Annotated in this window: 24 protein-coding genes; 10 read left to right on the forward strand and 14 right to left on the reverse strand. The window is 60.4% G+C overall.

Annotated elements, in window-relative coordinates:
- The first annotated feature begins 294 nt into the window (after positions 1–294).
- The 8 genes from NKI49_RS23860 to NKI49_RS23895 are packed head-to-tail and all read left to right on the forward strand — an operon-like array spanning position 295 to position 9,076.
- Positions 295–1,932 carry a methyl-accepting chemotaxis protein gene (locus NKI49_RS23860; protein WP_352604943.1) on the forward strand — a complete coding sequence of 546 codons (1,638 nt, stop codon included), beginning with the start codon at positions 295–297 and terminating at the stop codon, positions 1,930–1,932.
- 23 nt (positions 1,933–1,955) lie between these two features.
- Positions 1,956–2,420, forward strand: a complete 465-nt coding sequence (locus NKI49_RS23865; protein WP_352604941.1) for a chemotaxis protein CheW — start codon at positions 1,956–1,958, stop codon at positions 2,418–2,420.
- On the forward strand, positions 2,417–3,655 hold the full coding sequence (locus NKI49_RS23870) for a CheR family methyltransferase (protein ID WP_352604939.1): 1,239 nt from the start codon (positions 2,417–2,419) through the stop codon (positions 3,653–3,655). Before NKI49_RS23865 ends, NKI49_RS23870 begins: the two co-directional genes overlap by 4 nt.
- Positions 3,655–4,359, forward strand: coding sequence for a chemotaxis protein CheW (locus tag NKI49_RS23875; protein ID WP_352604937.1), 705 nt, complete (start codon positions 3,655–3,657; stop codon positions 4,357–4,359). The genes NKI49_RS23870 and NKI49_RS23875 overlap by 1 nt, the downstream gene beginning before the upstream one ends.
- Positions 4,356–6,632, forward strand: coding sequence for a hybrid sensor histidine kinase/response regulator (locus NKI49_RS23880; RefSeq protein ID WP_352604935.1), 2,277 nt, complete (start codon positions 4,356–4,358; stop codon positions 6,630–6,632). Before NKI49_RS23875 ends, NKI49_RS23880 begins: the two co-directional genes overlap by 4 nt.
- Positions 6,633–6,654: 22 nt before the next feature.
- Positions 6,655–7,692: a chemotaxis response regulator protein-glutamate methylesterase gene (locus NKI49_RS23885; RefSeq protein ID WP_352604933.1), complete on the forward strand. Its 1,038-nt coding sequence runs from the start codon at positions 6,655–6,657 to the stop codon at positions 7,690–7,692.
- Entirely contained in the window at positions 7,689–8,687 is a 999-nt protein-coding gene (locus tag NKI49_RS23890) for a GGDEF domain-containing response regulator (RefSeq protein ID WP_352604931.1), read from the forward strand. The genes NKI49_RS23885 and NKI49_RS23890 overlap by 4 nt, the downstream gene beginning before the upstream one ends.
- Positions 8,688–8,743: 56 nt before the next feature.
- The gene (locus NKI49_RS23895) at positions 8,744–9,076 is read left to right on the forward strand and encodes an Hpt domain-containing protein (RefSeq protein ID WP_352604929.1); all 333 of its coding nucleotides are present in this window, start codon (positions 8,744–8,746) and stop codon (positions 9,074–9,076) included.
- A gap of 15 nt (positions 9,077–9,091) precedes the next feature.
- Here NKI49_RS23895 and NKI49_RS23900 read toward each other — a convergent pair whose 3' ends face one another.
- The 10 genes from NKI49_RS23900 to NKI49_RS23945 form a co-directional block, all read right to left on the reverse strand.
- The gene (locus NKI49_RS23900; protein ID WP_352604927.1) at positions 9,092–10,519 is read right to left on the reverse strand and encodes a glycosyltransferase family 2 protein; all 1,428 of its coding nucleotides are present in this window, start codon (positions 10,517–10,519) and stop codon (positions 9,092–9,094) included.
- Complete coding sequence (locus NKI49_RS23905) at positions 10,516–11,553, reverse strand: HEAT repeat domain-containing protein (RefSeq protein WP_352604925.1); 1,038 nt, start codon at positions 11,551–11,553, stop codon at positions 10,516–10,518. Before NKI49_RS23905 ends, NKI49_RS23900 begins: the two co-directional genes overlap by 4 nt.
- Before the next feature lie 2 nt (positions 11,554–11,555).
- Positions 11,556–13,310 carry a YaiO family outer membrane beta-barrel protein gene (locus NKI49_RS23910; RefSeq protein WP_352604923.1) on the reverse strand — a complete coding sequence of 585 codons (1,755 nt, stop codon included), beginning with the start codon at positions 13,308–13,310 and terminating at the stop codon, positions 11,556–11,558.
- A complete protein-coding gene (locus NKI49_RS23915; protein WP_352604921.1) occupies positions 13,310–13,702 on the reverse strand; it encodes a response regulator transcription factor in 393 nt (130 codons plus the stop codon). The genes NKI49_RS23910 and NKI49_RS23915 overlap by 1 nt, the downstream gene beginning before the upstream one ends.
- Positions 13,703–13,950: 248 nt before the next feature.
- On the reverse strand, positions 13,951–14,337 hold the full coding sequence (locus NKI49_RS23920) for a response regulator (protein WP_352604919.1): 387 nt from the start codon (positions 14,335–14,337) through the stop codon (positions 13,951–13,953).
- The gene (locus tag NKI49_RS23925) at positions 14,337–16,778 is read right to left on the reverse strand and encodes a hybrid sensor histidine kinase/response regulator (RefSeq protein WP_352604917.1); all 2,442 of its coding nucleotides are present in this window, start codon (positions 16,776–16,778) and stop codon (positions 14,337–14,339) included. The genes NKI49_RS23920 and NKI49_RS23925 overlap by 1 nt, the downstream gene beginning before the upstream one ends.
- A gap of 787 nt (positions 16,779–17,565) precedes the next feature.
- The gene (locus NKI49_RS23930; RefSeq protein ID WP_352604915.1) at positions 17,566–17,826 is read right to left on the reverse strand and encodes a hypothetical protein; all 261 of its coding nucleotides are present in this window, start codon (positions 17,824–17,826) and stop codon (positions 17,566–17,568) included.
- Positions 17,827–19,073: 1,247 nt separating this feature from the next.
- Entirely contained in the window at positions 19,074–19,262 is a 189-nt protein-coding gene (locus NKI49_RS23935; protein ID WP_352604913.1) for a hypothetical protein, read from the reverse strand.
- A gap of 466 nt (positions 19,263–19,728) precedes the next feature.
- Entirely contained in the window at positions 19,729–20,019 is a 291-nt protein-coding gene (locus NKI49_RS23940) for a hypothetical protein (RefSeq protein WP_352604911.1), read from the reverse strand.
- Complete coding sequence (locus NKI49_RS23945) at positions 20,016–20,261, reverse strand: hypothetical protein (RefSeq protein ID WP_352604909.1); 246 nt, start codon at positions 20,259–20,261, stop codon at positions 20,016–20,018. Before NKI49_RS23945 ends, NKI49_RS23940 begins: the two co-directional genes overlap by 4 nt.
- 304 nt (positions 20,262–20,565) lie before the next feature.
- Here NKI49_RS23945 and NKI49_RS23950 point away from each other — a divergent pair, with 304 nt between their 5' ends.
- Complete coding sequence (locus NKI49_RS23950; protein WP_352605027.1) at positions 20,566–20,811, forward strand: hypothetical protein; 246 nt, start codon at positions 20,566–20,568, stop codon at positions 20,809–20,811.
- Positions 20,812–20,948: 137 nt separating this feature from the next.
- Here the strand turns inward: NKI49_RS23950 and NKI49_RS23955 are convergent, their stop codons facing one another.
- From NKI49_RS23955 to NKI49_RS23970, 4 genes are all read right to left on the reverse strand, one after another.
- Positions 20,949–21,329, reverse strand: coding sequence for a hypothetical protein (locus tag NKI49_RS23955; protein ID WP_352604907.1), 381 nt, complete (start codon positions 21,327–21,329; stop codon positions 20,949–20,951).
- Between the two features lie 47 nt (positions 21,330–21,376).
- Positions 21,377–21,544, reverse strand: coding sequence for a hypothetical protein (locus tag NKI49_RS23960; protein ID WP_352604905.1), 168 nt, complete (start codon positions 21,542–21,544; stop codon positions 21,377–21,379).
- Positions 21,545–21,766: 222 nt separating this feature from the next.
- Entirely contained in the window at positions 21,767–22,009 is a 243-nt protein-coding gene (locus NKI49_RS23965) for an ATP-dependent DNA ligase (RefSeq protein WP_352604903.1), read from the reverse strand.
- Complete coding sequence (locus NKI49_RS23970; RefSeq protein ID WP_352604901.1) at positions 22,010–22,255, reverse strand: DNA ligase-like domain-containing protein; 246 nt, start codon at positions 22,253–22,255, stop codon at positions 22,010–22,012.
- A gap of 83 nt (positions 22,256–22,338) precedes the next feature.
- Between NKI49_RS23970 and NKI49_RS23975 the strand changes: the two genes are divergently transcribed.
- The gene (locus tag NKI49_RS23975; protein WP_352604899.1) at positions 22,339–22,566 is read left to right on the forward strand and encodes a hypothetical protein; all 228 of its coding nucleotides are present in this window, start codon (positions 22,339–22,341) and stop codon (positions 22,564–22,566) included.
- Positions 22,567–23,189: the final 623 nt, after the last annotated feature.

A 23,189-nucleotide genomic window follows, 5' to 3' on the forward strand; every position in this document is an offset into this window, starting at 1 on the left:
GAAGCGGAAGATCGGCTTCTGGCTCAGCAATTAAGATTGCAGACCTTCAACCTACTGGAGAAGGGTTGCGAATTGCCGTTATCACGATGCGCACGACTACGAGCTTGGGGGAATTCGACCGGGACGAGTGCGCTACAATAACCCACTCTGTACCAACTGGCCGACGTGGTTGGCGCCGGTTGAACGGAAAAGAAACCATTCAGCATCAGATTAACGCTTTTCGACGCGTCTTTTCGAAACGCCGGGACGAGCCGCTCGCGCCGACAACGATGCCCCCATTGGTGAACCATTTCAATGATGAAACTAACAATACGTCACCGCATACTCATCAGCTTCGCTGCCATACTGGTGGTGATGTGCGTGATAGGTATGATCGCGTACGTCTGGTTTCTTCAGACGCAGCAGGAGGCGACAGAGGTCGAAAAGGGCATCCTCCCGGATCTCTATCACAGCACCGAGATCATGATGGGTCAGATGACGGCCCATAGCCTGCTTCAAGAATATGCTCTTCAGGACAGCCCGACAGACAAACGCGCGCTTGAAGGCACGATCGCGACCAATCGCGCGGACGTGCAGCAATTGATGGACGATTATGAAAGAACCATCGTCTCTGATGTCGACAAGCAGAACTACGCCATCGTCAAAGACCTCGCCAATCAATTTCGTCAGGCGGAAACCGCTGTTTTGGATGCAAGCCGGGCAGCCATGTCGAAGGGTGAAATTCCGAATGAACGCCCAGCCATTAAGGACGCAGTCGAGCCGATCTTTGTGAAATTGCAGTCTGCTCTGCAAGCCATGGTCGAGGACCACAGAGGCGAAGCAAACAGTGCGACACAACGGATCAGTTCGATCGTTAATACGGCAGAACTGGCTTTGAGCGCTGGTTTGCTGGTAGCCCTCGGCTTAGCCTTGCTCTGCGGCTATTTCCTGTTCCGCGCCGTTACGAGGCCGCTCAACCGTCTGGTTGACGTCGTCCAGTTGATGCGGCAAGGCGACTTCAGCGGTCGACTCAATCTTGACCGCCGGGACGAGTTCAGCACGCTTGCCGACGGGATCAACGCAATGGCAGACGATCTCGCCACACTTATCGGCCAAGTTCAGAAATCCAGCATACAGGTCAACACTTCGATTACCGGGATCGCCGCCACCTCCAAGCAACAACAAGCGACTGCAACTGAAATCGCAGCGACCACCACTGAAATCCGTGCGACGGCAAAAGAGATCTCCGCCACCTCGAACGAGCTCGTCCGCACAATGAATGAGGTCTCGGCGGTCGCCGAACAGACGGCAGCGGTCGCCGGCGGCGGACAAGCAGGACTGACTCGCATGGAAGCGACCATGCAGCAGGTCATGGAAGCCGCCAGTGCGATCAATTCCAAACTGGCAATCCTGAGCGAGAAGGCCGGCGGCATCAATCAGGTGGTCACGACGATCACCAAGGTGGCCGACCAGACAAACCTCCTGTCCCTCAATGCGTCGATCGAGGCTGAGAAGGCGGGCCAATATGGTCGGGGTTTTGCAGTGGTGGCAACCGAGATCCGAAGGCTTGCCGATCAGACGGCCGTTTCCACTTACGACATTGAGCAGATGGTCAAGGATATCCAGTCGGCCGTCGCGGCTGGCGTTATGGGCATGGACAAATTTTCCGAACAAGTCCGTCGCGGCATGGAGGAGGTTCAGCAGGTTGGCGGGCAACTTTTCGAGATCATTCAGCAGGTGCAGGGCCTGGTGCCACGCTTCGAAGTTGCCAATGAGGGCATGCAAGCCCAGGCGACCGGCGCAGGGCAAATCAGCGATACCTTGACACAGCTAAGCGACGCCGCTCAGCAAACAGTCGAGTCGCTTCAACAATCAACGCTCGCGATTGATGAACTCAATCAAGTTTCGGGCGGGCTGCGAAACAGCATTGCTAGGTTCAAGCTGAGAGCTTAGCGAACTGCCGGCCGGAGGTGAAAATGCTATTCCTCGCCTTCAAGATGGGAAATGATCGCTATCTGCTTGATGTTAATCAAGTCGAGGAAGTCTTGCCCTACATCGCTGCCAAAGAACTGCCGGGTGCGCCAACTGGGGTGGCCGGCCTTATCAATTATCGCGGCGCGCCCATCCCGCTGATCGATATCACTCTCCTTGCGCTTGGCCGTCCGTCGGTTCCGGTGCTGAGCACGCGAACGGTTGTAACGCGCTATTCGGCGCAGGATGGTGGGCAGCGCCTGCTAGCTCTGGTCGCAGAGCGAGTAACGGACACGTTCGAGCGAGACCCTTCCGACTTCGCACCCTTTGGATTGGAACCCGCAACTCCGCCGTATCTGGGTCCGGTAGCCTCAGACGACGAAGGGCTCACACAGCGGGTCAACGTCGAGGCCCTGCTTTCAGAAGAGATCCGAGCCGCACTACTTTGCCAGATTGCGCGGGTTGAATGATGCCCGGTTTGGTGGAAAATCTTCTGAAGGTGACAATGGGGCTGGACAGCGCCAGCGTTGGCCCGACGGTCGTTCGTCAAGCGGTTCGCGAGCGGATGACTGCGTGCCGGATAGCCGAGCCTGAAGTCTATTGGGAGCTCTTGAACGGTTCACCGCAAGAACTCCAGGAACTGATCAATGCAGTCGTGGTCCCGGAGACCTGGTTCTTTCGCGACCGGGAAGCGTTCGCGGTCTTGTCCCGACATGCACGCGTGCACAAGCGCGCGAACCAGCCCATAAGAATCTTAAGCCTGCCATGTTCAACAGGCGAAGAGCCCTATTCGGTCGCCATGGCTATGTTCGATGCTGGGTTCGGCCCACAAGAGTTCAAAATAGATGCGGTGGACATCAGCACCCGCAATCTCGCGATAGCCGAGCGCGCGGTCTACGGGCGAAATTCTTTTCGCGGCAGTTCCCTCGAATTCAAAGATCGCTATTTCGAAGCGGTTGACGGAGGGCTCCAGCCTAACACTGCGGTGTTGAAACAGGTTCGATTCAGAGCCGGAAACCTGTTCGACTCTCAGGCGTCCTCCTTCGGGCCGATGGTCTATGACGTTCTCCTCTGCCGCAATTTGCTAATCTATTTTGACCGAGAGCGGCAGGATCGCGCGCTGGTCTGCCTCAAAGGGCTCCTCGCCAGCGATGGACTTCTGCTTGTCGGTCCGGCGGAGTCGGCTCTTCCCAGGCTGCATGGCTTCGCTTCCGTTGAGTGGCCAATGGCGTTTGCCTTCCTGAAGTCGAACCGGGTTCAGGCTGGGATGCGGGCCGTTCCACTTTCCAGCCCAACACGAACCCCTTCGGCGCCGAAGCCAAAGGCTCAGGTTGTTCCACCAGTGGGGAGAGAAGAGCAATTACAAACCACGGCCCAGTTGCTTGATCAGATCACTGAGGGCCTCAAAACGATCGAACGGATTGCCAATGCGGGGCGGGTTAAGGAGGCACAGGAAGTCGCTCGGGCGCATCTGAAGCAATTCGGTCCCTCAGCGGAACTTTTCTACCTGCTGGGTCTCGCTCAGGATGCAGAGGGGGCTGCTCCTGAAGCGGTCCAGAACTATCGGAAGGCGCTCTATCTCGCGCCAAACCACCAGCAGGCCCTTACCCATCTTGCTCTACTCCTTCGGAAGCAAGGTGACCTCAATGGCGCCGAGGCGCTGACAGGTCGGTTGGATCGAATCCAAAAAAGGAGCGGCACCTAATGTCAGCCTCGACAACGTTCGCGAGCCCGGTGGAGCAGATTGAAATAGATGACTGCTGGCGGCAGATCGGCATTCGGGGCGACAAATCTTGTCCCGAATTGGAGCAGCATCTCCATTGCCGCAATTGCCCCACTTACAGGAGGATTGCACGAGGGCTACTAGACCGTACCGTGTCGTCGGCTTACGGCGACGAATGGCTTAGACATACTGGCCGCGAGGTCGGTTCGGCAGCCGAAGCCGATGCATTTCGGACAGCGATTCTGTTTCGTTTGGGCGAGGAATGGCTGGCACTCCCAGTTACCATATTTCACGAAGTGGCTGAATCTCGCCCGATCCATTCGCTTCCACACCGCAGAAACAGCGCAGTGCTTGGCATCGCCAACGTCCGCGGCGAGTTGCTTATTTGCCTGTCACTGGCTGAATTGCTTGGCATCGACGAGGTCCAGAGCGGAGAACACGGCAGACAAGCCAAGAGTTTTCGCCGCCTGGTGGTGGTGGGCGAGCGCGACAAGCGGGTCGCTTTTATGGTTGATGAAATCTACGGGATACATCGCTTCAGCGAAAATGAAACTCTCGCTGTGCCGACCTCAGCCGGCAACGCGGTCTCGGCCGTCACCGTTGCGGTGCTTCCATGGCAGGGGCGAACAGTCGGGTGTCTCGACGGAGGTCAGTTGCTCGCGATGTTGGATCGGAGCATTGCATGACCGACGAGGACTTCAGCCAGGTTTCTATGCTGAACCTCTTCCGGGCCGAACTGGAGTCACAGTCGCAGGCTCTGGTTTCCGGTCTACTGACGCTCGAACGCGATCCCGTCGCTGCCGACGCATTGGAAGGCTGCATGCGAGCTGCGCATTCCCTGAAAGGAGCTGCACGTATCATCGAGTTGGCGCCAGCTGTCGAGGTTGCGCATGCAATGGAAGAATGTCTGGTTGCCGCGCAACGTGGGCATCTCAGGCTGCGTCGGGAGCATATCGATACGCTTTTGCACGGAATCGACGTCCTTAAGTTAGTAGCGTCGGACTCAACCTCGAGGGAGGGCAGCGCAAATTCTGACGTTGCCAGTTTCCTGGCGGCGTTCAAGAAAGTGCCGCTGGCTGAGGGCATTGCCCTGGACGTCAATCCTGCGGCTGATTTCACAGCACCGAATGACGGCCAGGAAGTGCTGGCAAGCAAGTCTTCAGCAGGCCCGCTCGTTCCGCCGGAACCGCAGACTGAGGGCAACGTCGGCTCTGACCGAATGGTTCGGGTTACGGCCGATAGCTTAAACCGATTGCTCGGGCTGGCCGGTGAGTCCCGGATGGAGTCTCGGCGCCTCAGGCCATTTACCAACCGGTTGCTCCGGCTGAAACGACTTCAGTCAGACCTAGCAGCAGCGTTCGATGATGTTCGCTCGATGCTGCCACCAAAAGACGAGAGATTGGCCCACGCACTTGCTGAGGCGCAGCAAAAGCTTCGGCTGAGTCAGGTTTTCCTGGCTGAGCGTCTGGATGAATTGGATTCAGTAGACCGAAAGGCCACCGACCTTGCTAATCGACTATATGACGAAACATTGGCGAGCCGGATGCGCCCTTTTGAGGATGGTATACGGCACTATGCGAGAATGGCTCGTGACCTCGGCCGTGCGCTCGGCAAGAAAGTGCGATTGGAGATCGTCGGCGGCTCAACCGGCATCGACCGTGACATCCTTGACCAGCTTGATGCACCCCTGGGGCATCTCCTGCGCAACGCTGTCGACCACGGGCTAGAATCGCCCCAGGAACGTCTCGCGACCGGTAAAACCGAAGAAGGTCTTATACGCCTGGAAGCACGGCACAATGCCGGCCTGCTGCAGATCACCGTTGCGGACGACGGAAGGGGAATCGACCTACAGAAACTGCGCGAGACCATCCTCGTGCGGCAGCTTGCAACGAGGCAAACCGTTGCAACGCTGAGCGAGTCAGAACTACTTGCATTTCTGTTCCTGCCAGGTTTTTCGATGAAGGCAGATGTTACGGAGATTTCTGGCCGTGGCGTTGGACTTGATGCAGTGCAGGCAATGACGAAGGTGGTTCGGGGCATTGCTAGCGTCTCGTCGGAGTTCGGCGTCGGAACGCGATTTCAATTGCAGCTGCCGCTGGCCTTGTCAGTGCTCCGCACGCTGCTCGTCGACGTCGGCGGAGAGCCCTACGCGTTCCCGCTCGCCGCGATTTCCAGGACAATAAAGTTGAATCGCGCGAACATCGAACTCCTACAGGGGCATCCGCATTTCCGCTTCAACGGCCGACAGGTCGGACTGGTTACAGCACGTGAGGTGCTAAACCGTAGTGACACTCTGTTGGATAGCGACGATATGTCAGTCGTCGTGCTCAATGGAAATCAGGGCGAAGCATATGGCCTGGTTGTTGATCGTTTCCTCGGCGAACGTGAGTTGGTGATCCGTCCCCTCGATCCTCGTTTTGCCAAGATCAAGGATGTCAGCGCTGCGGCGCTGATGGAAGATGGATCGCCGGTACTGATCCTCGACGTCGACGATTTGATCCAATCCGTGGAGAAGCTTGCCTCAACCGGCGCGCAACGAAGTCTTCGGCGCACCGCAGCCAGCGCCGAAGCGCGGAGGCGCAAGCGCGTGCTTGTTATCGACGATTCGCTTACGGTCCGAGAGCTCGAGCGCAAGCTGCTTGGCAACTACGGCTACGATGTCGAAGTTGCCGTCGATGGTATGGATGGTTGGAACGCCGTTCGATCTGGTGGTCCCTTCGACCTTGTAGTCACTGACATCGACATGCCTCGCATGGACGGTATCGAACTGGTGGGTTTGATCCGGAAGGACACCCAACTCAAAAACACGCCGATCATGATCGTTTCCTATAAAGATCGGGAGGAAGATCGCACCCGCGGTCTTGATGCCGGTGCGGACTACTATTTGACCAAAGGTAGCTTTCATGATGAGGCGCTGATTCATGCCGTCGTGGACCTGATAGGCGAGGCGACCACATGAGACAGAAGGTGGAGACCTGTAGATGAGAATCGGCATCGTCAACGATATGCCGATGGCCGTTGAGGTTCTGCGCCGGCTGGTTGTTTCGAACACGGAACATCAGCTCGCCTGGATCGCGACCAACGGGCATGAGGCAGTTGAAGCCTGCGGACGAGACCTCCCGGATCTCGTGCTTATGGACCTAACAATGCCAGAGATGGATGGCGTGGAGGCAACACGCAGGATCATGGCAGAGACCCCGTGCATGATCCTACTGGTAACAGCCAGCATCGCAGCGAATGTGCCCGGTGTCTATGAAGCGATGGGCTACGGCGCGCTTGACGCGGTAGATATCCCGTCGATTGGCATCGACGGCAAAGTTTCATCGCAATCCGCTCGGCTTCTGGCGAGTAAGATAGCGACAATGGGCAAGCTGGTCGGTGACGCGCCGTCAAAGTCGAGCGGCCGCATGTCAGATGCGGCCAAATCGTCGCCTCGGCATCTGATTGCGATCGGTGCCTCCGCGGGCGGACCGGCTGCTGTTGCCACGGTCCTGAGCGCATTCCCCAGTGACTTCGTGGGCGCGATTGTGCTCGTCCAGCACCTCGATGCTCAGTTCGTTCCAGGCTTGGTCAATTGGCTGGGGCAGCATACCACTCTTCCGATCCGTGCAGCGCGCGAAAGAGATAGTCCTCAAGCAGGCACTGTTCTTATTGCCAGCACCACGGACCATCTGGTTTTCAAATCAGCCCAGCAACTCGGCTACACGTCCAGTCCAAAGGACAATGTCTACCGACCGTCGGTCGATGTGTTTTTCGAAAGCGCGGCGCAGTGGTGGTCAGGCTTGGTGATCGGTGTCTTGCTCACAGGAATGGGAAGCGATGGTGCCCGCGGACTGAGACATCTCCGCGAAAAGGGGCATCTCACGATTGCGCAGGACAAAGCAACCAGCGCCGTTTACGGAATGCCCAAAGCCGCCGCCGCAATCGGCGCGGCCAGCGACATTCTTCCTCTGGCCTCGATCGGCTCGCGTGTCATCGAGGCTTGCGATCATTCTACGTGGAAAGGCACTTTCCTATGACGCAGGAACCGGAACTGGTCCCGCCGCTCGCGGAGAATTATTCATCGATGGTTCTCCTGGTCGACGATCAAATCATGGTGTGCGAGGCCGTCAGACGCGCTCTCAGTAACGAGCCGGATATCGCCTTCCATTTTTGCACCGACCCATTGAAAGCGATGGCGGTTGCGGACGAGGTCAGGCCGACAGTTATCCTGCAGGATCTGGTCATGCCCGGCATGGATGGGCTGCACCTGGTACGGGCATATAGAAAAAATTCATCGACGCACGCTGTGCCGGTCATAGTGCTTTCAAGCAAGGAAGATCCAACCATTAAGGGCGAAGCTTTTGCGGCGGGAGCGAATGATTACTTGGTCAAACTGCCGGACCGAATTGAACTGATTGCACGTATTCGATACCACACCCGGGCCTTTCTTGATCACGTGCAGCGAGACGCAGCTTATCGGGCACTGCGGGAAAGCCAGCGGCAGCTGATCAGTGCAAATCTCGAGCTTGAGCGTCTGACACGGATCGATGGTCTAACCGGTCTCGGCAATAGGCGATATTTTGATGAATATCTGGCGGCTGAGTGGAAGCGCGCTTTCCGTACTAAGGGTCCTTTGTCGGTATTAATGATCGATGCTGACAACTTCAAAAGATACAATGATGCCTATGGCCACATGGCTGGCGACGAGGTGCTCAAACAGATTGCCCACGCAATCCAAACTGGCGCTGGCCGCTCCAACGACCTGGCTGCACGGTATGGGGGCGAGGAGTTTGTGATCGTGTTGGTTGACGCTTCAATGGAACATGCAAACGCAATCGCCTTCCGGCTCGTCCAAAGCGTGCGAGATCTGAACATCCCGCACGATTCCGGCAGAGTGACCGTCAGCGTTGGCGTCGCTACAACGGTACCCAATGAGAACGAGAGCCCGAATGATCTCGTCAAAGCCGCCGATCTGGCACTTTTCCGTGCAAAGTCGGAGGGACGAGATCGCGTCGTGGTTGATGGTGTATGAGAAGGCCGCTGCCCTGGAGGTCTGCGCGATAGCAGTCCGTTTCGACCCAAGCCGCTTTGTGCTCGAATACCCGCCGAAAAAATCCAGGAGGAGCGCCCCTCATTTCAAACGATCCTTTCGCCCCTCTCCGGCAGCGTTTCCTTGTCCGATGCGCCGATCAGCTCACGGAGCTGAAGGCCATTGCACGTCAAGGCGATGCCCTCCCCACCCGGGATGCGCTGGTTAGTATCGCCCACTCGCTGGCGGGGGCGGCGGGTACGTTCGGGTTTGGGGAGATCAGCGCGCGCGCGTCCGCGCTGGAGACGCTGCTGGTCGAGAAGGGGGGTGAAGCGGCGCCCGAAGCCGCGCTCCATGCGCTAATTGCGGAGATCGAGCGGACGCTGCAATGATGCGTCCGGCCATGCTTATTTCTTGGTGGCGGACAGGCCGGTCCTGGTCATCTCGCCCCAGTTCTGGTCTGCCCGCAAGAATTGCCACCACCCCTTCACGCGCCAGAAATTGTTGAGTTGGCGATAGCCAAAATTTTCGATCACGGCGACCGCCGTCAGCACGGCCAGGTCGCGGGCGCGCGGGAAGCGCTGGAGCTCGGCCTCTTCGAGGACGAGGGAGCATACGCTGACACAGACGCCATAGGTGAAGATGAGCGAGGTGAAGGCCAAAAGATACTCCGCCGAAAGGATGCCAAGCAGCCAGAAGGCCGGGATGAGGATATAGCCCAGCACCTCCGCCACCGGCCCGAGCACGTCGACAATCAATATGTGGCCGAAGCCGAGCAAGCCGACGCGGCCATAGCGCGGATTGAAGAGCATAGCGCGGTAGCGGAAGAAGCATTCGAGCGAGCCGCGCTGCCAGCGCGTACGCTGCCTGGCAAGCACGCTCAGCGTTTCCGGCGCCTCGGTCCAGCATACCGGCTCGGGAATGAACTGGATGCTGTATTTGCGCTTTTTATCTCGCATGTGGCGGTGCAGCTTGATGACGAGGTCGAGGTCCTCGCCCATCGAGCCCTTGGTGAAGCCGCCCACCGCCACCACTTCGGCGCGGCGAAACATGCCGAAGGCGCCGGAGACCAGCATCAGCGTGTTGATGCGGCTCCAGGCAAGCCTGGCCATCAGAAAGGCGCGCAGATATTCGACCACCTGGAGGAGCGGCAGCAGGCGCCGCGGCAGACGGACCTCGCGCACTCTCCCCGCTTCGATTTTCGAGCCGTTGGCGATGCGGATCGTGCCGCCGACGGCGATGGTGCGCTCGGGGTCGTCAATGAAAGGCTGGGCGGCGCGCATCAGCGCATCGGGCTCGAGGATGGAGTCCCCGTCGATCACGCAGAACAGCGGCGCGCGACAGACATTGATGCCCGCATTCTGGGCGTCGGCCTTGCCGCCGTTCTCCTTGTCGACGACGAACAGCCGCTCGGTGATCGGCGAGGAATAGAGGCCCCGGATCGGCATGTGCGCGAGCGCCTCCTCATAGGGCCGGTGGAATTTCACCAGCTTGAAGGCCTCGATGAGGCGCAGCAAGGTCTCGTCCTTCGAGCCATCATTGATGACGATCACCTCGAAAATTGGATATTCGAGCGCGAGCATAGAGTGAACGCTCTCGACCACGTTCAACGCCTCGTTATAGGCGGGCACCAGGAGCGCGATCGGCGGCGCAACGTCGCTATAGCGGTGCCAGAGCAGCGCCGAACGCGCGACCGGCGGGCGCTTGGACAGCGCGTAGCCGGCGACGATGAGCTGCAGGAGATAGATCGTGGTTTGCGCCAGCCCCGCTCCGATGATGAACCAGGACAGGATGGTGGCGGCAAGCACAATCTCGTGGCTCCAGTCGGCGATCATACGGCTGGCCCCTCGGCGAGAATGAGCGAGGCGGTGCGCTGGCTGCGCGAGACCTCGCTGCCGGCGATCTGGCGCAGCAGCAGCTCTCCCGGCTGGCCGAAGGAGCGCAGCGCATTGGCGGCGGCATAGCGCACGTTCCACACCTCGTCGTCCATCAGCTTGGACAGCGGCGGGGCGAGTTCGGCGAGCCCCAGCCGGCCGGCGGCATCGGCGGCGGCGCTGCGCACCTCCCAGTCGCCTTTTGCCATCGCGCGCGCAAGAATCGTCGGCGCATCGGCGTGTCCGGTGAGGCCAAGCGCGCGCAGCGCCGCGGCGGCAACCTCGAGCGAGGCGTCACCGGCCAGGCGGGCAAAGAGATCGGCGAAGCGAAAGCCGCCGGCGCGAGCCAGCGCGTCGATCGCGGCCGCGCGGATGAAGGGCACGACGTCCGTGCGCGCGGCATGGTCCGCCAACTCGTCGAGGCGGGCCGGCGGAAAACGCCGGAACAATTCGATCAGGCGCCGTGAGCGCTGCCCTGCGACGCCGATCTTGCGCAGCGCAATGCCGAGCGGCGGCAGGCTGTTCAGATCGCAGAGCGCGATGGCGACGGCGATCCTGACCTCGCGCGAACGGTCGTGGTCGAGCGCTGAAAGCAGGCTTGCCACCGCACCGTCCGAGCGCAGCGCCGCCAGCATCTCGGCCGCATGAATGCGTTCGGCGCCGTGGCCTTTTTCCAGCTGCCCGCCGACAAGGGCCGGTAGTTCGCATTCGTTGAAAGCGGCAAGGACGTCGTCATGCTCCTCACCGCGCAAAAGCGAAATGAACTCGAAGCCAGCATTGATCGCCACGCCTGCCGGCACCGAAAGGATGGCCACCTTCAACGCCTCGCGCTCGCGGCTTTCGGTGAAGGCGATCAGCGCCGTCAGAAGCTGGCGCCGCTGGTCGGCCACAGCCTTGTTCCGGCGCTCCTGCAGCACGCGGCGCGCGATCAGGAACAGCATGACCACCAGCGAAAGAGCACTGAGCAGTATGGAGAGATGCCAGATGTACCTCATCGTCAAAACCGCGCGGTCAGGCCGAGACCGAATATATCTCGGTCGAATGTCGGCCGTTCTTCATGCGCGATGCTTGCGCGCAGCGTCAGCGGGTCGCTGACGTCCCAGGAAATACCGCCGAAGAGGGTGCGCGTCGGCACCAGCGTGCCGTCGGAGATTTCGGGGGCGTCCGCATAGCCGCCAAAGATGTTGAAGTGCGGTGTCACCGCAAGGTCGGCGCGAAGCACATAACCGTCCGCGCGCGTGCCGATATCGTCCTGCGCATGCACCCAGCGGGCAGAAAGCCCCAGGCGGCCATCGAGGATATAGGTCTGCATCCAGGGCGAGATGCTGGTGACATTTGTGTTGGCGAAATTGTCAAAGCGGGCGTCGATGTTGAGCAAAAGCGGGCCGAACGCCTTTGCCGGCGCCACGATCTGCCACGAAGCGCCGGCGCCGATCGAATAGCGCGCCAGGAAATCGGCGTCCGGCGTCGTCGCCGCCAGCGCATATCCGGAGAACGCCGGCGAGAAGGCTTGGTCGATGCGGCCTTCGACCTGCACGTCGGTGTGGCCAAAGCGGGTGGCCAGCCGGGCCCGGCCGGAAATCGTCGTGCGCGGCGACAGCCGATAGGCAAGGCCGGCCGAATTGTCGGTCCAGTCGCCGAGCCCGTCGGTGAGATCGCTGATCTCGCTGCCGACGTCGAGCCGCCATTTGCGCGGCGGCGACACGGCCAGCCTTTGCTGGATATCGGCCGAGCCTGACTCGATGGCGAGCGCCTGGCTGTAGGCTTGCCGCGCGTCGTCTTCGTCACCCTCGGCGCGGCGCACATCGCCGAGCCCGACTAGCGCCTCGGCATTGCGCGGATCGAGCGCAAGCACGCGCTGGAACGACTGCCCGGCCCGCGTGTAATCGGCCTTGAGCAAGGCAACTCTTGCATCGAGGTCAAGCGCCTCGACATTGTCCGGCGCCGAGGCCAGAACGCCGTCGACCAGAGCGCGGGCGCGCGGCGCGTCGCCCTGCCAGATCGCCAGGCGCGCCTTGCCCAACCGCGCGTCGAGAAGGCCGGGCTTGATTGCAAGCGCGCGGTCGAAGAAATGCTCCGCCTCGTCGAATCGCTGGCTGGAGCCGGCGACAAGGCCAAGGGCGACCAGGATGTCGGTGTTCGTCGGCGCCAGCCTCAGCGCCTGGCGATAGACCTTCTCCGCCTCGGGCAGCTTTCCCGCCGCCCGCAGACGCCTGCCCTGCTCCATCAGGCCGGCGACGGGATCGGGCTGCCGGCTGGCCGGTTTCTTTACCCGCGCCGGAGTCGCGGGAGCCCGTTTCGCCTCACTGGCGGCGGCCTGCTTCGCCTTGCGGATGTTCTCGACAAGCGCTGCGGCGTCGGCATTGCCTGGATCAGCCTGCGCAACCTTCTCGGCGAGCGGCAGCGCGGCATCCAGGTTGCCCGAGCGGAATTCGACCTCGGCCATGCCGAAGCTGGCGTCCCGATAGGTCGGGGCGAGCGAGAGCGCCCTGGAAAAGGCGTCGCGCGCCGCCGGCAGATTGTCCCGGCCGAGCTCGGCGAAACCGAGCTGAACCAGGGCGTCGGCATTGGCGGGCTTGAGCGTCAGGGCGCGCCGGAAAAGATCCGCCGCCTCGTCGAAATGCTGCGCTTGCCTGGCCTTGACGCCGGACGCGTAGAGCTCATCCCCCGTCTGCGCCAGCGCCGCGCCCTGAGGCACGGCGATCGCCAGGATCAGGCATGCGGCAAGGGCAGCACGCCGGCCGCGCCGCATCAGCGCTTCCCGCTTCTGCGCGCAAGCAGGCGCGCCAACCGGGCCAGAAGCTCCTCGGGGATGAATGGCTTCACCAGATAGTCGTCGGCTCCCTTTTCAAGGGCCGAAACGATGTCCTTCTCGGCTTTGCGGGCGGTCAGCATGATCACCGGGGTCTCGGACAGAGCCGGGTCGCCCTTGATGCGGGCCAGCACCTCAATGCCATCGGCCTTGGGCATCATCGCGTCGAGCACAATGATGTCGGGGCCGTCCTGCTCCGCCTTCGCCAGCGCCTCCGCCCCGTCCACCGCCTTGATGACCTCGTATCCCTTCGCCCTCAGCCTGAATTCCATCAGCTCGAGCAACAAGGGATCGTCATCGCAGATCAGAACTCTTGCCTTCGTTCTATCCACCAATCCTGCTCCGGTTCCGTCGCCCCCCGGAGTGATCAACCAATGAACCGACATCCGCCAAAGCGGTCCATGATAGACAAATTTCACGCGGCCTTCGCCGCCATCACCGCGCGATCATAGATAAAGCCGATTCGCGACAGCCGCATTTCGATACAATCACTAGATGAATATCGGCCCACGGTATAGGAGCCGTAAACGGCAAACGGCGCTTACCGACAGGGTTCATGCCGTCGCCTTGCCCTGCGCGCCTAGGCAGGGCCATCGCGCCGCGGGAGCAGCTTTCTTACTTCGCCTGCAAGCGCCAGCGGATCGAAAGGTTTGGCGATGACCCCGACCGCTCCCATGGCGAGATAGCGTTCGACCTGATGCGTCTGCGTGCGCGCCGTGATGAACGCCACGGGTATCGATGCCGTCAGCGGCGAATCGGCCAGGCGCGTCAGCGTTTCCGGTCCGTCCATGTCCGGCATCATCACATCGAGCAGGATGAGGTCGGGCTGCCAATCGACGGCATCGGTCAGCGCCGCGACCCCGGAGGAGCAAGACCGCACCTCGAATTCCGGGTCGAGCTCAAGCGACATCTGGGCGATTTCGCGTATATCATCCTCGTCATCCACATATAGGATCCGTGCCGGCATCATCGTCGCTCCTTGCCAGGGGTCGGGGCGCTGCCGTCGCGAGTAGCGATCAGCATGCTTCTGACCAGCTTCGCGACGTCGACTTCGGAGGCCCTGGTCTTGGTCATGATCGCCTGCACCCGGTCGCCGAGTTTCTCGTCCATTTCCGCCGCCGAGAACACGATGACCCGGGTCTCCAGCGGCAGATCGGCCAGCAGGTCCAGACCCGATCCGTCGGGAAGCGCTATGTCCAGGATGACCAGGTCAAAGCGACGCTTCGCGACCGCTCGCCGGGCGTCCTGCAGCGTTTTCGCCGAGGCGATCGAGACGCCCGGACCCAGCCCTGCCGACATCACGGCAAGCAAGCCCTCATCGTCCTCGACATGCAGAATCTGCGCCTTCTCGACCCTGCGGCCGACGATCTTGGCGAGAGCGGCGTGGAGCCGCGCCGAGTCCACCGGCTTCTCCAGCCAGTCGACGATGCCGACGGCGCTGCCGTTCAGCGAGCGCCTAGCTTCGTCGGCGACGGCGGAGATGACGATGACCGAAATGTCGGAATTCACCGGCGATGCTCTTATGTCGTGGAAGAGGTCGATGCCGGATTCCCCAGCCAGCCTGATGTCGAGCGTCAGCGCCACATAGTCGCGGGAGCGCAGCAGCGCCTTGGCGGTGTCGATGTCGGGGGCGACGTCGCTGGAAAAGCCTTCCGCCTCGAGAAGTGCCGCGATCACCGCAGCGACGTCGGGCTCGTCCTCGCAGATGAGGACACGCAGACGGCCATCGCGCTTGCGCTCCCGGCGTTCGACCAAGATCGGCTTCTCGGCCTGCCTGGGCGCTTCGGCAAGGTCGACGTGAAACGAGGTTCCTTTGCCTTCCTCTGTTTCGTAGGATGCGGCGCCGCCCAGCTTTTCCATGATGGTCTTGACGATGCTCAAGCCCAAGCCCGTGCCTCCCTTCTTGCGGGTGCTGGACGCGTCCGCCTGCTCGAACTTGCCGAATATGCGGCTGCGGAACGCCTCCGGGATGCCAGCGCCCTGGTCGATCACGGAGATGCGCAGCATGTCGCGGTCGCGGCGCTGGAGCTTCACCGTCACGGTGCCGCCGGCATCGGAGAACTTGATCGCATTCGACAGCAGATTCGCCATCACCTGGTGCAGGCGGTCAGGGTCGATATTGGCCTCGGCGCGCGGGGCATCGTCGACCATAACGATGCGGATCCTGCTCTCGGCCATATAATTGGAACTGGCGGCAATGGCCTGCTCCAGGACCGGACGCACAGGCATCTGCCTGATCTTGAAGGCGATCACGCCCGATTCGATCTTCTCCATGTCGAGGATGTCGTTGATGAGAAGGACCAGCCTTTCACTGTTGTTGTGGGCGATGTTGACGAGATTGGCGACCTTGGGTGACAGTTCGCCCCCCACACCGGCCGCGATCAGGCCGAGCGACCCGCGTATGGAGGTAAGCGGTGTGCGCAATTCATGGCTGACCGTCGAGATGAAGTCATTCTTTAGCTGGGCGTTTTGCTTCTGCTCGGTGATGTCGCGGTTGTAGGTGATGACGCCGGCGATCTTGCCTGCCTCGTCGCGGAAAGGCGCTTTCAGCGTGTAAAGCCAGCCCTGCCTGCCATCCGGTAGGAGAGCGGGTTGGTCGATGCGCAATGTCTGCCCGGCCTCCAGCGCGCCCGTTTCATCCTGCCTGAAGCGCTCGGCCACGTCCTTGGGGTAGAAATCGAAATCCGTCTTGCCGATAAGGTCCTCGACCGAGGCGGCGCGCACCAGTTCGGCGGTGGCTGGATTGGCCGCGATGAAGCGGCCGTTGACATCCTTCACGTTGAGGCTATCCGGCAGCTCGCGGACCATGGCCCGGTAGATCATGTTGGACATGGCGAGATCACGCCGCCGCTCCTGGCGATCGAGCAGCACGCCGATGATGAAGGTGCTGAGGAAGCGGAACACCAGCGACGGGAGCGTGCTCTGCTGGACAAAGCCGGCGACGACTTGCGGGGGGATGATCAGAAGGGTGATCAGCCCGGCAAGCGCGACGGACACGCCGAGGCCGAATATGTCGAACATGGTGCGTGACCGGGCCGCGACGATATGGTGCCATGCTAGACCGACGACGGCGGTGATCAGGATGCTCACGATGCCGACGCTGGCACCCTGCCCGCCAAGATAGAGCCGATAGGCAATGGAGCCGGCGGTGGCGATGAACAACGCCGGCCACCCGCCGAAGAACGCGGCGGCGCCGACAAAAGCGGCGCGCAGATCGACGACGAAGCCGGAGACGGACAGAGCCGTCGCCATGGAAATGATCGCGCCCGCGCACATGACCAGGCCGAGAAGCAGCGACTGTACCCGCTGCGAGAGACGCCCCGTGAAATCCGCCACAAGGTCCCAAGCAACGACCAGGATGGAGACGAGGGCAAGATTGGCGAGGAGTGAGTGCCAGATCTCGTTCATGACTTTCCGGCTCCTTTTACCGATAGATATCGGCAAAATCTATCCAAGCTCTAAAAGGGATGCGCGCTAGCCGACGGTGTCGAACCGATAGCCGCCCGACGGGACGATTCGGTAGGCGTCTTAGTTGCTGCACACGCCTAGGGCATCTCTTTGGCTCAGGTTCCAGCTTCGGTATTGACTATTGGTTGTTCTCCGGCGTCTGCTTCCGAGTGGAGGCAACAGACGCTCCTATGGCCATCATGCGGCGCAAAGCTGCCGTTCACGCCCTGGCAGGTGCGTCATCTTTGGGTCAGCGGTCCGACCTACAAAGCCTTGGAAACGCCTAATAATGTGAAATGGGTATTCCACACTCGTGAACACCGCAGATACGTAGCGCGGGATTTCGCTCGATACTGGTCGGTTCGGTAATAGCCCTGCGCCCTCATGCGCTCGAGCTGTTCCTTTGTCTGAGGCATCTCGGCAAACAAAATCTTTAAGGCGATGCTTGGCCGATGGTGATGAGCTGCGCTGGCAGTCGCCAGCGGCCCGCAAAGGTTAGTACCGCTAATCCCGTTAGTCCCGCCGCCAAATGAAAAAGGCCCACCACCGTGAGGGCAGCGGGCCTAGTTCGGGAGGAATGTCGGGCATCCCCTTTGCCCGCGAAATAACGGTACGCCCTACTTAGCTGGATAATAAGCTCGCGCCGGTTGAACCTCAGCATATTCAAGCTGCGTGACTTTTCTGCCACTAGATATAGAAAGCGCACCATCGAAGCAGCGGGCCAAATCCTGCAAACTTGCAGGTTTGATCAGTTCGCCTTCCGGCGCCTTGGCTGTTTTGTAATCGGATGCGCCGCGAGAAAGGCCTCATCGGCCGCGATCAGAGCGGCGATTTCTGCTGCCTTGATCGGAAGACATTGATCCTTGGCGGCCACATCACGCTTCCACTGGACAGCGAGTAGATCGGGGGCAGGAACGCGGATCTGCTCGGCAATCGCCTGCCGCCATCGTTCAACGCATTCCCACTGCCGCTGGTCGACCTCGTTGGCGGCCCGGGCATCCTCCAGCACCCACTGCGCCTAAAGGCTCTTCGCTAAAAGGATAGTCTCTTTCCACCTTGGCGAGATCGGTGACGAAATGGGCTTTCCTCCAGTTGTCGCCGCGCGCCTTCCGCATTAGCTGGTTGTGATGCGCGTCGCGTCGATAAGCACGGCATCCGGCAATGGCTCTAGGCATTGCTGCACAAACGCAGACAACGCCGTTCCGTTGATGGTCGATCTCATGACAGATCCCCGCCATGGCCTTGATATCGGCGACAAGGCTTTTGAGGATCTGGACCTCGCTGGCGTCGTCATCCGTATTCCAACGGCGCCGTACCTTCACGTTCGCGAGCAGGCCTCCAGGCTTTTCGACCGGGCCTTCATGAGACGATCGAACGCGCGGGCCACCGCAGCCTCCTTCTTTTCTGCCTTGCGAACACGGGCTCCGAGACGGTCGCCTCCTCGATTTCCGCGGTCCTTGCGGTAGCATGTCGCCGCCGATCGTCCGCGGCTTTGAACTCGGCCGCGCGGCGCAAGAGCTTTGCGTCTCCCCGGCCTGTCATAGGCCGTGCTCCCTCTCAGGGAAGGCCAGCGCCGCCTGTAGCGTGTTCTGCGAGCTCGAGCAGACAATGCAGCGCGACTCGATCGTAAAGCGGATCGCCTCCACCACGCCCCCAAGACTTGTTGCCGGCGGACAGTCATCCCACAGCCGATCGAACGCTTGTCCAAAGTTGTCTGGACGAACTCCTCCTCGTTGCCGATATCAGTCAACTCACTTGGGAGCGCGGCGAATGCCACCATCCCGGCGCGGTATTCGGCGATCGCCTCGGCGAGCGGGTCCATGCTCGCGCGATGGCTGTGGAAAGCGCCGCAGCGGCTCCTATGGCCGGCAGAGAGGCCAGCCCGCCAATGTGCTCGCCGTCTCTTTCACGCAATCGGTAAATTGCCGATACATATATTAGCAAGCACTTAATTACCTGGCGCGACGATGTCCTGCGTTGGGGCGATGGTGTTGCTATGCAGAGCGATTTTGCAGCAGCGCGTGAGTTGCTGGAGTGCGCGCAGAACAGACTGTGCGGGAACGACCAAACAAGCCAGAGCGTCCGCGCGATGCTTGACGCTCTGATTGACGAAATAGCGGCTGCTGAATTCCAGAAGGCACCATCGCCTATCATACCCTTTCCGCGAACCCGGCCGCCGCGTAATCGGTGAAAGTGCGCCGTGCTCATTGAAAAAGCCCGCGCGAAGTGAGCCCTTGTTGTTGCCGGTGCGGAACGCTAGGCGGCCACCAATACCTCGCCGAGTACCATCAGGTCTGGCACCTCGCACATCTTCAAGGCGGCGCACGCCGTATATTTCACGTCCAGTCGCCGATCTCTTTCGCCATAGACAGAGCCTTGGCCGCGCCAATCCGGCTTCTCGAACACACTGACGACGTCGTTCTTCTGTTTAGCGATGCTGTTCAACGAAAGTTCTACATGCGGGTGACAACTGCGCCATCTTGCTTTGAAGATCGCATTTGCCAATCGGCGTCGTCGGGCAAACCGATTTGTAATCACGGTTGCATGCCTTGCCTTGGAAAGATTTGAAAGTTTTTACTTGCTTTGGGCTGGTCCGCTCGCTGGAACTAGGCCGGAACCAATGTCCATCGCGCCATCCTTGCTGCCCTTGCCACCCCTGCCACCTCCGCCGCCCCCTTTCGCAGAGGCGATGCCAGAAACGGCGGCGTATGCGACAGTTGCACCGATCATGGAAAGCAGTGCACGACGTGATGTAGACATTGTCGAAACCCCCTTACTTCCTGTTAACTAAATTAGCACAAGCGAATGTAGATTCATATTCGGTGTTTCGATCGAAATCGCCGAAGTGTCCCGCGCGGCCTGGCGCTCACCTATTGGCAGCGCTGCAAGGTGCCGACCTTCGCCAGCGCCTTCACATGCGGCCGAAAGTCGGCTTCTGAACACGCCTGGTGCGTGCTTCGTCTTGGCCTTCGTAATCGGGCACGAAGGTGAAGAACACCGGTCGGCGGTCGCGGCCCACAGCCTTGCAATCCGAGCAATTAAAGAGCCCGACGAGATCCCAATGCATGGAACCATGATCCGGTCCTAGCCGATCGATCAACGCCTGGATGTCGAGCTTGGTCGACTTGCAGCACAGGGCATGCCCGCAATTTACATAGACGGATTCTCGGGCGGCCAAAGTGTCCGCGAGGGTCTTTTTCATCCGCGGAAGCGCTCGGTGTGCCAATGGATCTTGCCGTCGACCTTCATAGGCTTATGGATCATCAGCTTCTTCGGCAAATGCTCCGGGTGCACCTCTAGCAGCGTGATCTTGACTTGCGGCTTGCATCGGCTGCAGTCGAACTTCAGCGTCAGCGGATCGACACCGCCCCCATAGACCATCATCAAGTCGGCCGATCGGCAGTAGCGGACATTGCCGCAGCTGCATTCAGCTTTCACAAGCATGTTGTGCCGGGTCGCCTTTCCCAGCGTATCGATCGGTTCATGAGCCATAAGAACAAAAAAGGAACATTTTCCTTGATCGTCAAGACGGTCTGTGGAATCTTTTCGCCATGAGCGACGAGCCAGCCAGACTTGCAGAACGCAGGACAGCAGCTCCGCGTGAGCGCACGCGGATCGAAAACCACGTGTGCGAGTTCGACGGATGCGGCTTTCGTGCGCCGTTCGGTTTCGCCAAGCCCAGGCAAGAGTCACGCTGGTTCTGCTTCGGGCACCGAGCTGACGGCGAGCAGTATTTGCAGGGGGTAAGATCATCACTCCGCCAAGGCATCAGAACGACTATCTTGATCGCTCGATTGATTGCCAAGAGGCGATGGAGCCCGGTTTTCAGGCGATCGTCGATTGCATGCTTGAGGTCGGCTGGACGCGTGATGAGATCCTGCGATCGCTGAAGCGGCTCATAGCCGCCGACAACATGACGCAGAAAGAGAACGCCAGGACGGAAGCGCAACTGGCAATCGCACGCGCCATGATACGCGCCGGCAAGGCGCTATAGGCGCTAACGGCCGAGCGGCTGTTTCGAAAGAGAAATGCTCGGCTTCGTCAGTCAGTCGGGCCATGTAGTTTGCGATAAATTTGCGATAATCCGAGAGGCGAGCGCATCGCGTGCATCGCGCGATTGGCCGTCGAGCTTTAGTCGCTCGAAAACCCGTCCAGCAAGGCCAATTCGGTCGGGCCGAAAACACCTGCTTCATTGGCTTTGGTCCGGATCGGCATTTGCTTGGTTCCTCGCGCAGAATCCACCATAAACTGGCTAGTCTCTTCCCTGACATCCTGCAAAATCCGCTGCGGTGCTCGCCACGCCCGCTCAAGAGGATTGCTCTCTGGCGCCTCTCTATCTCGCGGGTTTTCGATCGTCGTTGGATTCTCGTCTGTCGGACTTCCCCAGACGTGGAGAAATTGCAGGAAGCCCACGACAACGCCAACAAGCAACAATATGAACACCACTGTGCCGAAAAACTTGGTCGCGCCAACGACCCGGTTGCGATTACGGACGTCCTGCTTGCCAGGCATGGTGAGTTCCTCCTGGAATAACAAACGTTTGGCGGTGCCTATAGCGCTCAAACCTCCCGGATGTGCTGCACCGACGCATGGCGCAGCTTGCGCTCGCCGCGTAGCGTCCTGACGCTCGCCTTGATGCCGGGCTTGATCCATTCGACGTCCGGAGTGACCTCCGCCGTGGGAAGGCCATCCGGTGGCCCGCCTTGGCCTTCTGAACGCGCTTCCATAGCCGGTCCTTGACCGCATCGGCGACAGCGATCACGGCCTAGCCGACATATTTCCCGTCCCGTGCAAACAGCCGCTCGGTCCGCTTGCCGGCCTGTCGCTTGACGCCAATCAGATCCAGCTCGGAGATGTCCCAGCATTTGATTTTCAGCCAAGCCTCGTCCCTTGGCGCCGCTGCGGTAGGAGCTTTCCCGTCGCTTCGACACCATGCCTTCGAGGCCCATTTACTCGGCCGCCTCGAAGAACTCGGCACCGCCGCCCTCGACATACTGGCTGTACTGAATGATGCCTTGCGCCGGCTTGATCAGCTCCCACAGGATCGCCTTGCGCTCGATCGCCGGCCGCTGGCGCAGATCCTCGCCGTCCTTGTGCAGGATGTCGAAGGCAACGAAGGGCGAGCAGCTCGGCGTTGACCATCCGGGAATGCATGGCGTGGAAGTTCGGCCGGCCGTCCGGGTCGGGAGCAATCATCTCGCCGTCGAGGATGAAGGATTTCGCCTTGAGCTTCTCGGCAGCAGCGTCGGCCAGCAACGCCTGGACCAATCGATGCTGGTACGGGTGAAGGCCCGAGCGCCAGCCCAGTCGAGAATGATCTGGGTGCGAAAGCCGTCATACTTGATCTCGTGGATCCAGTCGTCGCTGACCGGCGGCGTCTCGACCAAGACCGGTTCCTGCGGCTTGATGAACTTCAGCCGGTCTGCGGCGTTACGCATGCACTCGAAGCTCCGACCGCCATTACAAGGCGCGCGGGGCCGATTTGGTTGCATTTTAGCAAAATTGAATGTGAGAAAAGTAGATGAAGATCGAAGCCGACGAATGCCGGGCAGCGCTGACCCTGATCCGACGCACAATCGAGGATCACTGCCCGCCCGGCGTCCTGGTCAGTGAAGAGATGGTCAATGGGCTCAACGGGCCGGAACTGATCCACGAGGCGGAAGCGATTGCTGCGGCCATCATTGCGACCGTCGACAGATTGCAGTTGCAAACAGCGATGAAACCGCCGCGGCCAAGCGTCAAAGCATAGCTCAAACGCAAAAACCGCCAACCTTTCGGGTAACGGGCATAGCCAGGAGTGGCAAGGTGTTGACGCGGCACCGGCTTCGAACCCCGGCAGAGCAGTTGATTGCAAGCTCATGTTATGGCCACGATAGTCAAACGGCCCGCGACAGCCCTCACCAGGACGCATACAATCTAGCGCAGGGGGATCTCGCGACAGGTCGAGAGTGGGCCCGCCTGGGGCTCGGGGCAAAAGGCGGGCCCGGCCAAGTCTTGCGGGATCTTGACCAGCGGCTATGCCGCCATCACAGAAACCAGCGGCTTAATATCATGTTCCGCTTATGAAACAAAAAGCCCGCCGGCCGGAGCCAGCGGGGTTGCGCGGCGGATTTGCCGATTTGGTCGGTGCGCCAATGCGGCTTCTCGACGCTGACGACGTAGGTTGTGGCCGGCGGGTCGGGCATCGCACTCATGTGCAAGCAAGCTTCGTCGATTTGCAGCAGATCGGATGCGCGCAATTGACATAGAGGCCTTCATTGGCTGCTAAACTAGGGGCTGTTGAGAATCATCGAGAATTGATGACGGCAGCGCATGCGTAGATCATCGCGGAGAAGTTGCGATCGGTTTTCTCGCTGCGCATTGCGATGCCTT

It is taken from the genome of Mesorhizobium sp. M0587 (genome assembly GCF_040320945.1).
GTDB lineage: Bacteria > Pseudomonadota > Alphaproteobacteria > Rhizobiales > Rhizobiaceae > Mesorhizobium.

Bases quoted from the DNA above. Each gene is read 5' to 3' on its own strand.
- NKI49_RS23940 (WP_352604911.1), bottom strand. From the start codon at position 20,019: ATGAAAAAGACCCTCGCGGACACTTTGGCCGCCCGAGAATCCGTCTAT.
- NKI49_RS23865 (WP_352604941.1), top strand. From the start codon at position 1,956: ATGCTATTCCTCGCCTTCAAGATGGGAAATGATCGCTATCTGCTTGAT.
- NKI49_RS23920 (WP_352604919.1), bottom strand. From the start codon at position 14,337: ATGCCGGCACGGATCCTATATGTGGATGACGAGGATGATATACGCGAA.
- NKI49_RS23960 (WP_352604905.1), bottom strand. From the start codon at position 21,544: ATGGAAGCGCGTTCAGAAGGCCAAGGCGGGCCACCGGATGGCCTTCCC.
- NKI49_RS23910 (WP_352604923.1), bottom strand. From the start codon at position 13,310: ATGCGGCGCGGCCGGCGTGCTGCCCTTGCCGCATGCCTGATCCTGGCG.
- NKI49_RS23880 (WP_352604935.1), top strand. From the start codon at position 4,356: ATGACCGACGAGGACTTCAGCCAGGTTTCTATGCTGAACCTCTTCCGG.
- NKI49_RS23925 (WP_352604917.1), bottom strand. From the start codon at position 16,778: ATGAACGAGATCTGGCACTCACTCCTCGCCAATCTTGCCCTCGTCTCC.
- NKI49_RS23890 (WP_352604931.1), top strand. From the start codon at position 7,689: ATGACGCAGGAACCGGAACTGGTCCCGCCGCTCGCGGAGAATTATTCA.
- NKI49_RS23870 (WP_352604939.1), top strand. From the start codon at position 2,417: ATGATGCCCGGTTTGGTGGAAAATCTTCTGAAGGTGACAATGGGGCTG.
- NKI49_RS23975 (WP_352604899.1), top strand. From the start codon at position 22,339: ATGAAGATCGAAGCCGACGAATGCCGGGCAGCGCTGACCCTGATCCGA.
- NKI49_RS23945 (WP_352604909.1), bottom strand. From the start codon at position 20,261: ATGCTTGTGAAAGCTGAATGCAGCTGCGGCAATGTCCGCTACTGCCGA.
- NKI49_RS23905 (WP_352604925.1), bottom strand. From the start codon at position 11,553: ATGAGGTACATCTGGCATCTCTCCATACTGCTCAGTGCTCTTTCGCTG.
- NKI49_RS23860 (WP_352604943.1), top strand. From the start codon at position 295: ATGATGAAACTAACAATACGTCACCGCATACTCATCAGCTTCGCTGCC.
- NKI49_RS23970 (WP_352604901.1), bottom strand. From the start codon at position 22,255: ATGCGTAACGCCGCAGACCGGCTGAAGTTCATCAAGCCGCAGGAACCG.
- NKI49_RS23875 (WP_352604937.1), top strand. From the start codon at position 3,655: ATGTCAGCCTCGACAACGTTCGCGAGCCCGGTGGAGCAGATTGAAATA.
- NKI49_RS23885 (WP_352604933.1), top strand. From the start codon at position 6,655: ATGAGAATCGGCATCGTCAACGATATGCCGATGGCCGTTGAGGTTCTG.
- NKI49_RS23900 (WP_352604927.1), bottom strand. From the start codon at position 10,519: ATGATCGCCGACTGGAGCCACGAGATTGTGCTTGCCGCCACCATCCTG.
- NKI49_RS23955 (WP_352604907.1), bottom strand. From the start codon at position 21,329: ATGCCTGGCAAGCAGGACGTCCGTAATCGCAACCGGGTCGTTGGCGCG.